Below are 10519 nucleotides of genomic sequence, written 5' to 3' on the forward strand. Positions count from 1 at the left end.
CCCGACCGAGAACCAAGAGGTGCTGGTACCGGATGACCAACTTTCCCAGATGGTCAGAGAGTACTGGACGTCCAGGGTCGGAGCCCGTAGCCTCGGAATCGTCATGCGTTCGTAACGAGATCGTCACCATCAGGACGAGGTGAAGGCAATGAAGGTCCATCCGATGTTCGCCGATATCAGGTTCGAGCCGCCCGGGCCCGGCCCCTGGGAGATCGAGAAAACGCATTTCACGCGCCCTGGCTCGCGATTTGGCGCCGACGCGCTGACGAGGGGCCTCCCGGTAGGGTTCGCGAAGGGAATGGAGCGATACGGGCTTCCCATGAAAGGGATGACCATGGCCATGGTGAATGGCTTCGCCTACGCTCAGATGGTGCCGCTCGGCATCCCTGCGGGCCTGGCCTCGCGCCTGGGCAGCGGGCCGCCGCCGAAGCCCGTGATGTGGCTCCTCTTCCGCCTGCATCCCGACATTCGTGCGCGCTTCGAGCGATGCGAGCGTGTCTTCGAAACGAAACTCTGGCGCACGGACCTCCAGCACTGGGATCGGGTCGACAAACCGCGCGCCATCGAGAAGCACCTGGCCCTCCAGGCGATCGATCCGGCGACGCTCGATCTCCAGGCGCTTCGTGCGCACGTAGAGCGCGCGCGGGCGCACATGGCGGAGATGATCACGCTCCACCACACGTACAACTTCACGGGCATGCTGCCGACGGGGGATTACCTCGCGCACGTCTGCGAATGGACGGGCGTGAGCACGGGGGAGGCGCTCTCGCTTTTGCGAGGAACGTCGCCGCTCGCCCGCGGAATCGCAATCGACGAGCTCGAAGCGCTGGCGAAGGCGCTCCGCGCGAGTGAGGAGGGCCGCGCGGTGCTCGCTCGGCGGGGCCATGCGCAGAGCGTGCTCGATGCGCTCGTGGCGATGCCGGGCGAGGTCGGGGTGGCGGCGCGTGGGTATCTGGATCTCGTGCGCTATCGGTCGATCGGCTACGACGTTTCGGACAAGACGGCGGGCGAGCTGCCGGACATGCTCGTCCGAGCGATTCGAGCGACGGTCGAGCAGGATCGCGGGCAGGAGGCGCTCGCCGCGCGCGACGAAAAGGAGCGGGAGATCCGCGCACGCGTGCCGGCGGGACGACGGGCGCAATTCGACGAGCTGCTCGGCGAGGCGCGACTCGTGAACCGGCTGCGCGACGAGCGAGGCATTTACGCCGATAGCTGGGGGACGGGGCTCGCGCGCAGGGCCGTGCTCGAGGTGGGGCGCCGGCTCGCCTCCGCCGGGAAGGTCGAGGATCGCGAGCACGCCGCAGACCTCACGGTCGACGAGATGTTCGCGCTTCTCGAAGGCCGAAGCGGCCCCTCCGCGGCAGAAATCGGCAAGCGCACCCTTTATCGCGCGACGATGACGCTCGAACACGCGCCTCCGTGGTTGAATGCGCCGCCCGGCGAGCCCCCGCCCCTCGACGTGTTCCCAGCCGCAGCGCGCCGCGCGATGAAGGCCATGAACATGCTCATGGCCGACATGACCGCGGACCATGCGGACGTGGGAAAACCGCCCGAGACCGAGAGCTCTGCCGTGCGCGTCAAGGGGCTCACCATCAATGCGGGCGTGTACGAAGGAACGGCGCGTGTCGTCCTCGACCCTGCGGATTTCGGGCGAATCCAGAAAGGCGACGTGCTCGTGACGCGGTCGACGTCGGCTTACTTCAATGTCGTGCTCCCGCTGCTCGGCGCGATCGTGACGGATCGAGGCGGGCAGCTCTCCCACGCGGCGATCGTGGCCCGCGAATATGGCATTCCCGGTATCGTCGGCACGAAAGAGGCGACGACGACGATCCCCGACGGCGCGCGCGTGCGCGTTGACGGCGCGACCGGCGAAGTGACGGTCCTCGCCGCGGCGCCCTCGTTCGTGGCGGAGGTGGCGTTATGATCGCGGCGCTCGACGAACACCTTCCGGAGGCCGATTTCGGCGGAAAAGCCGCGCAGCTCGGGCAAGCGCACCAAAGCGGCCTGCCCGTACCGCCGGCGTTCGCGCTCTCGTCCGAATGCGTGGATCGCGTCGTCGCGGGAGACGAGGCGCTGCGCGGCCGGCTCTTCGACGCATTCGCGACGCTCGCCGGGCCCGTGGCGGTGCGGTCCTCCGGGATCGGCGAGGACGGCGCCGCGGCGAGTTTTGCCGGGCAACATGCGACGGTCTTGAACGTGCGGAGCGTCCGCCAATTGCTCGATGCGCTCGCGACCGTGCACGGCTCGGCGCGGACGGCGTCGGCGCTCGCGTATCGACGCAAGCTCGGGCTCCCGCAGGAGCCTCGCATGGGCGTCGTCGTGCAGAGGCTCGTCCACGCCGATTGCGCGGGCGTGCTCTTCACCCGCCACCCGACGACGGGCGCCGACGAGCGCGTCATCGAAGCGACGTGGGGCCTCGGCGAGGCGGTCGTCGCGGGGATCGTCACACCGGACCATTATCGCGTGGCCCGCGGAGGTCGTGTTCTCGAAAAGATGCCGGGCGAGAAGGACTGCGCGATCCTGTGGAGCGAGGAAGGCGGCACGGCCGAGGTCCCCGTCCCCGCGCACAAAGTCTCGGCGTTGTGCCTCGACGACGCGCACCTCGCCGCGCTCGACGCGCTGGCCTCGACCTGCGAGGCGGCCTTCGGTGGGACGCAGGATCTGGAATGGGCGTTCGCCGCGGATCGCCTCTATCTGCTCCAGAGGAGAGCGATCACCCGTGGCTGAGCCCCGCCCCCGCATTCCCGCGCGGCTGCTCGTCGCGATCGCGCTGTCGGCCTCGCTCGCGCCGCTCAACTCGACGATGGTGGCCGTCGCATTGCCCGAGATGTCGCGCGACCTCCACGCCGAATCGAGCGTGCTCCGGCAGGGGCTCGTCTCGAGTTATCTGCTCACGAACATCGTCCTGCAAAGCCCGGGCGGCAAGCTCGGCGATCGGCTCGGGTATCGGCGGGCGATCGCGCTGGGCCAGGTCCTCTTCGCGCTCGGCGCCGCGCTCGCTTACGTCTGGCCCCGGCTCCCGGGGCTCACGGCCGCGCGCATTCTCATGGCCGCGGGTGGCGCGATCCTCGCTCCGAGCGCGTTTGCCCTGCTCCGCACGGAGCTCCCGGCGGAGGTGCGAGGACGCGCATTCGGCACGCTGGGCGCCATTCTGGGCCTCTCGGCAGGCCTCGGGCCGAAGATCGGGGCGCTGCTCGTCACGCATTTCGGGTGGACCTCCATTTTCCTCGCGAACGTACCGGTCCTGCTCGTCTCGGCCGCGGTCTTGCACCTCGGCGCGTCCGCGACGTCACGGCCGAACGAGCCCGCCGTGGCGCGACCGCGCTTCGACCTGCTCGGCTCCGTACTGCTCGGGGCCTCGCTCCTCGGGCTCGTGATCGGCCTCGAAAACAAGGACCTCCGATGGGCGGCCGCGCTCGGCGTCCTCGGGTTCGTCCCGTTCGCCTTGTGGGAACGGCGCGCCGCGGATCCCATCATCGATTTCTCGTTGTTCCGGCGCCGGACGTTCGTCGCGGGGAGCTTGCTCATTGCGATCCAGAACTTCGCCATGTATTCGACGCTGTTCGAGCTGCCGCAGGTGGCGGGGCGGCTCTTCGGCGCCGGGCCACGTGACGTCGGCAATACGCTGGTCACGATGATGGCCATGATGATCGTCGCCTCCCCCGTCGCGGGTCGAGCGTCCGAGCGCTTCGGCGCGCGCGCCGTGGCACTCGCCGGCTCTGCGCTCGCGCTCGGTGGAATGGTGCTGCTCGTGCTCCTCCCCTTCCATTCCGTGACGGACGCGGTGCCCGCGCTCGGCTTGCTCGGGCTGGGCCTCGGCCTGACGTCGGCGCCGTCGCAAGCCTCGTCGATGAACGACGTGCCCCGAGAAAAAAGCGGAATGGCGGCGGGCCTCACGTCCACCATGCGCTACCTCGGCGGCATTGCCGGCTTGACCGTGCTCGGCCTGGTCCTCACGGAGAGCAAGGTCCCCGAAATCGCCAGGCACGAGCACGCGACTTCGATCGTGATTTTTTGCGTATCGCTGGTCGTGACCCTCGGCTGCGCGCTTCTCCTGCCCGGCCGTCTCCCGACGCCCGTGCCCTCCGCGGAAACGCGCTAATCACGCCGGGAAGGCGTGCTCACGTCCAAGGAACGTGCAAGGAAACGGCCGATTCGCTCGATTTCGAGAACGGCTCCGGCTGGTAGACGCCGGTGATTTCCTGCCACCCGTGCTGCTCCAGCCTGAACAGGTGCGACACCCGTTGATTGACCAGCAGGGTGACGTCGAACGCTTTCTCGGCTGGAAAACGGCTCATGACAGCCTGCATGACCGTCCGCAAGAAGTGCATCGAAGACTGCGCGGCCGCCTCCAAGCTCCCGGCCTCCTGCAGGAGGCGGCGGCGCTCTGCGGTGAGCGGGGCCATCTTCGGCGAATCGGGCTCGTCGCGATCGAGCTGCCAGGTCGCGAGGACGTTCTCGGCGAGCTCGGCGCCATGGGGCGAGGCCAGGCCATGCAAATAGGGGAACGTGACGATGCCGTAGCGAATGTCCTCGTCGGCGTCGACCACCTCGTCGTTGAGCTGGCGCATTCGCCGTAAAGCAACGAGCGCCGGGGCGAACTCGGGTGGCAATGCTCCCTCGGCGAGCAAAAAAGCCCACTCGATCGTCACGGGAAAGAAGATGGAGGACAGGAGGCGGCTATGGCCTTCGAGATACTCGTTCAGCGTGGCCGCGGAGACGGCGTCGGGCAACCGATAGCGCTCGCGTTCCTCGCCCCAGAAAAAGTGATACATTTCCTGGGTATGGCGAAGGAAGCAGCCTTCGACGGCTGCTTTCGCATCGACCTTTCGGAGCTGCTCGAGCCCGAGCGCATAGGATGCCAGGACGAAGAGCCACGTGTGTTTCGTGGAGGGCGCCCCCGGCAGCGCGTCCATCATCCGATCGATGGCCATCACCGGAATGCCGTACCCCAGCGTGTATGCACGGGCGAGGTCTCGATGACGCGCGTCGAGTCCGCCGAGCGCCTGACCGAACACGAAGAGCGGGCAAACCTGTTTCCAGATCGTGATCGGGTCGTAATGTGCCGCCCACTGCTTCGCGAAGTGCTCGGGCTGCTGACGGATCAGGGTCCCGTCGGTCCGAATGGCCTCGTAAAGATCGAGGAACAGGTGCCGATACCGCGCGGCGAGATAACGGTAGGTTTCGCTGTTGTAGGAAGTCGGGTTCCGGGGGATGAGCCGCGGGTCGAGGGAGGCGTGGTCACCCGCCGCCCGCCAGCTTGCCGTCGAATATTCGAACCATTCATCCAGCCCGTGAAAACGCGTCATCGCTTCACCCTCCTTAGGGCGTAGGAGATCCCTTCTCGGACGGTGCTGAGAGTCATGACGGTGCTCAGATCGGCATCGAGCTCCACCAGCGTCTTGGCAATACGCGGCTGAATGCCCGTCAGGATCGCCTGCGCGCCCAAGAGCTTCACGGCCTGGGCGGCTTTCACGAGCGCGCTCGTGACCTCGCCATCCATGACCTGAACGCCGGTGATGTCGAGGATGGTCATTCTCGCCTGATATCGCGTGACGCCCTCGAGCAATGCCTCGAGCACGGCCTGCGCGCGCACACTGTCAATCGTGCCCACGAGCGGCATGACGATGATGTTCTCGGCGACGGGGATCAGCGGGGTCGACAGCTCGCGGAGCGCCTGCTTCTGTGCGTCGATGATCTCCTGCTTGAGCGCCAGCCGCTCCCTTTCGCCCTCCCAGCGGTCGGTGATGTCGTGCAGGAAGCCGAAGATGTGGTCGAACGACCCGTCGGGACGGTAGACACCCTGAATGAGAATATTCCCATACATGATGCTGCCGTCTTTGCGCACGAAACGTTTGTCGAGGCTGTATCGATGAATCTCGCCTCGGACCAGCTTCTCGAACAGCTCCTTGTCGAGGGAGACATCATCGGGGTGCGTGAGGGATACCCAATTCGTGGTCTTCAGCTCTTCCGGCGAGTAGCCCAGCTGTTCGCACAGCTGCTGATTGAACTCCACCCAGCCGGTTTCGAGCGAGGTCACCGTCATTCCGATCTGCGCATAATCGAAATAGCGACGGTAACGAAGTGCATCCTCTCGGGCCGCCACGACTTCGTTGGTGCGAGCTTCGAGCTGCTTCTCCAGATCCGCAATATGCTGTCGCAACGAATCGACATCGGTGTCGGGGGGGACCGCGAATTGAGAGGGGTGCGTGTCCATGTGCTACGAATGAGCCCTCCTTGACGATAAAACGACCACAAGTCTCGTTTCCAAGCCAGCACAAAACGCGAGCGCGCTCCAGAAACCTCGACGAGCCGTGAATTGGCCTACACGGGTGGTGAGGCGCCTTGCCAGGCGCTGCGGTATGCCAGGTACTGCCCCTCAGGCAGTCCTGTCGCCAGGGCCACACGATCTCTCCCGAACCGGCTCGCTGGCCGTCAAACCTCCGACGCTCCGATTTTCTGAGCAAAGCCCGCACGTGACCTTAGGTTTTTCCGCATCGGGGGGCGCATGCAGGCGGGGGACGTCATCGACGATCGATTCGTGATCGAGCGGGTCGCCGGCTCGGGGGGAATGGGCTCGGTTTTCCAGGCCCACGACCGCCTTTCCGGCGGGCCGGTGGCCGTCAAGGTGCTCCATGACCGGGAGCCTCGCGATATCGCGCGATTCGATATCGAGGCGCGTGTGCTCGCAGGGCTCGATCATCCGGGCATCGTCCGGTATGTGACGCACGGAATCACCAGCGCGGGCGAGCCCTTCCTCGCGATGGAATGGCTCGCAGGCGAGGAGCTCGGCGAGAGGCTCGCGCGCGGGAGGCTCACGGTCGAGGAAAGCGTCGGCGTCATCAGCGCGGCGGCCTCGGCCCTCGCGACGGCGCATGCGCGCGGCGTGGTGCACCGCGATATCAAGCCGAGCAACGTCTTCCTCGTGGACGGCGCGCTGGATCGGGTGAAATTGCTCGATTTTGGCCTCGCGCGTATGCCGCTTTCGCCACGGTTCACGCGGACGGGCGTGGTGCTGGGGACGCCGAGCTACATGGCGCCCGAGCAGGCGCGTGGCGCGCCGTCACTCGACGCGCGCGTCGATGTGTTCGCGCTCGGCGCCGTGCTGTTCGAGTGCTTGACCGGGCAGCCCGCATTCCAAGGCGAGCACGTGATGGCCATTCTGGCGAAAGTCCTGCTCGAGGATCCACCACCGGTGCGAAAGCTCCGGCCCGAGGTGTCGGTGCGGCTCGAAGCGCTGGTCGCGTGTATGCTCGCGAAGGATCCGGCCGATCGGCTCGTCGATGCCGGGGAGGTCGCGGAGGCGCTCGCCTGTCTCGATGCACGTGACACTTGGTCGTGGCTTTCCGAGGTGCCGCCCGCGGAGGCCCTGACGAGGAGCGAGCAGCGGTTGCTGAGTATGGTCGCTGTGAGCGCGACGGCCGAGGGCGTCGACACCGAGCACACGAGCGCGCGCCGAGAGGCGCTGGAATCGGCCGCGGAGCCATTTGGCGCACGTGTCGAATGGCTGGCGGATGGCTCGATGCTGGCGGTTTTCATGAATGCCACGAGTGCCTCCGATGCTGCGGCGCGGGCCGCACGGTGTGCCTTGCGGTTGCATTTGCGCGCCCCGGAAGCGGCCATAGCGGTCACGACCGGTCTCGGCGAGCTCGATGAGCGACTCCCGGTCGGACAGGTCCTCGATCGAGCCGCCACGCTCCTGCGCGCCGCGGACCGCTGGGTCCTGGTCGACGAGGTGACCGCGGGGCTCCTCGAAGCGCGCCTCGTGGTGGCACATGGGCCGGGCGGGCTCGAGCTTCGGCACGAGGAGGAGATCAGCGCGGCGGCGCGCACGTTGCTCGGCAAAGCAAGCCCGTTCGTGGGTCGCGGACGAGAAAAGCGCGCCCTCCTCGACTTGCTCGACGAATCCGTCGGCGAGGGCATCGCGCGTGCGGTGCTCGTGACCGGGCCGCCCGGAATCGGAAAATCACGCCTTCGCCAGGAGTTCGTCCGCGCGGCCTTACAGCATCATCCAGCGGTCGACGTGTGGATCGGGCGCGGCGATGCGATGAGCAAAGGGTCGGCGTTTTCCCTCGTTGGCTCGGCCCTGCGTTATGCATTCGCGGTCGCCGGCCACGAGCCGATCGAGGAACGGAGGCGCAAGCTCACCGAGCGGGTCGCGCGCCACGTGGCCGAGCCCGAGGTGCGCCACGTGACGGGGTTTCTCGGCGAAATGACGGGCACGCCCTTCCCCGACGACGAGAACGCCAAACTCCGCGCCGCGCGCCTCGATGCGCGGCTCATGGCCGATCAGATTCATTTTTCCTTTCGGCAGTTCATGGCCGCCGAGTGTGGTGCGCACCCGGTGTTGCTCGTCCTCGAGGATCTGCATTGGGGCGATCTGCCTTCGGTGAAGCTCGTCGATGCGGCGCTGCGGGATCTCGCTGGCAAGCCGCTCCTCGTGGCAGCCTTTGGCCGTCCCGAAGTGCATGACGTTTTTCCCAAAGTATGGGCGGAGCGTGGTTTGTCCGAGATTCGCCTGGGCGAGCTGACCCCACGGGCAGCGAAGGAGCTCGCTCGAAGTGCGCTCGGGGATGGGGCCGATCCTCGGACGATTGCGCAGATCGTCGAGCGCGCCGCGGGGCATCCGTTTTTCCTGGAAGAACTCATCCGAGCGGTGGCCGAGGGCCGCGGAGAGCAACTGCCGGAGACCGTGTTGGCCATGGTCGAGGCGCGCCTCGCCGCCCTCCCCGCAGGCGCGCGGCGCGTGCTGCGCGCGGCCAGCGTATTCGGAGATGTTTTCTGGTGCGGCGGCGTGGAGCACCTGCTCGGCGGCGGGGACGAGGCGCTCGGCGCGCACGAGTGGCTCGAGATGCTGGCCACGCGCGAGGTCGTGCAGCACAGTGAGACGAGCAGGTTTCCAGGCGAGGAGCAGTATACATTCCGGCATTCGCTCCTGCGGGAGGGTGCTCATGCGATGCTGACGGAGCCAGACCGCACGCTTGGGCATCGGCTTGCCGGGGAGTGGCTCCTGGAATGGGGTGAGTCCGACGCATTGCGCCTGGCCGAGCATTTCGAGCGTGGAAAGAGTCCGGAGCGCGCGGCGGAGTGGTATCTCGCGGCGGCCAGGCAGATGCTTCAGGGGGCGGATCTGCGTGCGGCCATTGCCTGCGCAGAGCGAGGCCTCGGCTGTGGAGCCTTGGGCGAGCTGCGCACGTCGCTCTTGTTCGTCCGCAGCGAGGCGTACGGGTGGACAGGGGACTGGGCCTCGCTCGCGAGGGGTATGGTGGAGCTCCTGCGGCTGGCCACGCCGCACACGCCGCTCTGGATCAAGGCCATGGCGTGGAAGCTCGCGAGCGCGCCGATGCTCCCAGCGTCCACCGGGCTCAGGGACGACGTGCAGGCGCTCGTCGACCTGGTGCCGTCCCCGGAAAGCGTGCGGGAGCTCGTGTATGCCCTCGGGCTCGTCTGGGATACGCTGATTCAACAAGGCAGGTTGGACCTCGCAGAGCTCTGCGCGGCACGGATGGAGCAGCTCGGCAGCCCCCTCGCGGCGCACGATCCCGAGATTCGGGGCAGGCTGTACGAGTCGAAAAGCACGATGCTCGAATTCGAGGGTGACCCCTGGGGAAGCCTCGAGGCTGCGAAAGCTGCCGTGGCCAGCTACCAGGAGGCCGGCGAGCGGCGGCATACGGCGAAGGCTCGCCTGAACGTCGCTGTGGATTACCTGTGCCTCGGGGCGTATCCACGCATGGAGGAGGAGCTCTGCAAAATGGTTCAGGGGGACGAGGAGTCCGCCATTTATGCGTCGTGGGGGAAGTGGTTCCGGGCCTGGTCGCTCGTGGCGCGGGGGGCTCTGGAGGATGCGCGGCCCTTGGTAGGGAGCCTCCGGAACTCCGAGGCGGCGCGCAACACCCCCTATTTGCTCGGGCTCGTCCATGCGACGCTGGCAATCATCCTGGGGCGCTCCGGAGATCTCGACGCAGCGGAGCGCGAGGCGCGCGCGGCTGCCGAGGTCCTCTCGGGCACCACGCCATGGCATGCGGTGGCGGTGGCGACCCTCGGAGACATCCTCCTCCAGCAGCGGCGTGCGGACGAGGCGCTGCGCCTCGCCGAGGACGCGACCATGCAGCGCGATGCGAGCGGTCGGGGCGGCCCCTTTGAAATGCACCTGCGCCTCGTCCACGCCGAGGCGCTGTACGCGACGGGCAACCACGCCCGCGCGCGGGCCCTGCTGCTCGAGACCCGCGACATTTTGCTCTCGCGCGCCGCGAAGATCGACGACCCGGAGCTCTGCCGAAGCTTTCTCGAAAACGTCCCCGAGAACGCGCGCATCCTCGCCCTGGCTGCCGCCGGGGAGCAAGTCGCCGCTTAGCCCAGTCCGCCTCGTTGCCACAAACGTGCGCATACTTTCCATTTTACAGACAATCCTGGTCCTGACTGGGTAAGCGGGGATAGTCAGCTTGCCGAACCAAGATCGGCAGGACAGACAGCGGCTGCTCCCGCTCGCTCCCGAGCCCGTTCGCGCCGCTTTGTAAGT

At 67.2% G+C, this 10519-nt stretch carries 6 protein-coding genes; 4 read left to right on the forward strand and 2 right to left on the reverse strand.

The genetic code is table 11. The features are described from left to right. Positions 1–319: 319 nt before the first annotated feature. From KEG38_RS24595 to KEG38_RS24605, 3 genes are read left to right on the forward strand one after another with little or no spacing between them, the layout of a single operon-like run. Positions 320–1924, forward strand: coding sequence for a PEP-utilizing enzyme (locus KEG38_RS24595; RefSeq protein ID WP_272422323.1), 1605 nt, complete (start codon positions 320–322; stop codon positions 1922–1924). After that, positions 1921–2727, forward strand: coding sequence for a PEP/pyruvate-binding domain-containing protein (locus KEG38_RS24600; protein ID WP_272422324.1), 807 nt, complete (start codon positions 1921–1923; stop codon positions 2725–2727). The genes KEG38_RS24595 and KEG38_RS24600 overlap by 4 nt, the downstream gene beginning before the upstream one ends. Next, entirely contained in the window at positions 2720–4102 is a 1383-nt protein-coding gene (locus KEG38_RS24605; protein ID WP_272422325.1) for an MFS transporter, read from the forward strand. The genes KEG38_RS24600 and KEG38_RS24605 overlap by 8 nt, the downstream gene beginning before the upstream one ends. A gap of 19 nt (positions 4103–4121) precedes the next feature. Here the strand turns inward: KEG38_RS24605 and KEG38_RS24610 are convergent, their stop codons facing one another. Both KEG38_RS24610 and KEG38_RS24615 read right to left on the reverse strand, forming a co-directional pair. Further along, complete coding sequence (locus tag KEG38_RS24610) at positions 4122–5309, reverse strand: hypothetical protein (RefSeq protein ID WP_272422326.1); 1188 nt, start codon at positions 5307–5309, stop codon at positions 4122–4124. Further along, positions 5306–6217, reverse strand: coding sequence for an STAS domain-containing protein (locus tag KEG38_RS24615; protein ID WP_272422327.1), 912 nt, complete (start codon positions 6215–6217; stop codon positions 5306–5308). The genes KEG38_RS24610 and KEG38_RS24615 overlap by 4 nt, the downstream gene beginning before the upstream one ends. Positions 6218–6508: 291 nt before the next feature. Between KEG38_RS24615 and KEG38_RS24620 the strand changes: the two genes are divergently transcribed. Then, positions 6509–10354: a serine/threonine-protein kinase gene (locus tag KEG38_RS24620; RefSeq protein ID WP_272422328.1), complete on the forward strand. Its 3846-nt coding sequence runs from the start codon at positions 6509–6511 to the stop codon at positions 10352–10354. Positions 10355–10519: the final 165 nt, after the last annotated feature.

Origin of the sequence: Polyangium jinanense (assembly GCF_028435265.1) — a bacterium.
Taxonomy (GTDB): domain Bacteria; phylum Myxococcota_A; class Polyangia; order Polyangiales; family Polyangiaceae; genus Polyangium; species Polyangium jinanense.

What these genes read in the sequence shown, in the direction of transcription:
- KEG38_RS24610 (WP_272422326.1), bottom strand. Translation starts at nt 5,309, where the DNA reads ATGACGCGTTTTCACGGGCTGGATGAATGGTTCGAATATTCGACGGCA.
- KEG38_RS24595 (WP_272422323.1), top strand. Translation starts at nt 320, where the DNA reads ATGAAAGGGATGACCATGGCCATGGTGAATGGCTTCGCCTACGCTCAG.
- KEG38_RS24620 (WP_272422328.1), top strand. Translation starts at nt 6,509, where the DNA reads ATGCAGGCGGGGGACGTCATCGACGATCGATTCGTGATCGAGCGGGTC.
- KEG38_RS24615 (WP_272422327.1), bottom strand. Translation starts at nt 6,217, where the DNA reads ATGGACACGCACCCCTCTCAATTCGCGGTCCCCCCCGACACCGATGTC.
- KEG38_RS24600 (WP_272422324.1), top strand. Translation starts at nt 1,921, where the DNA reads ATGATCGCGGCGCTCGACGAACACCTTCCGGAGGCCGATTTCGGCGGA.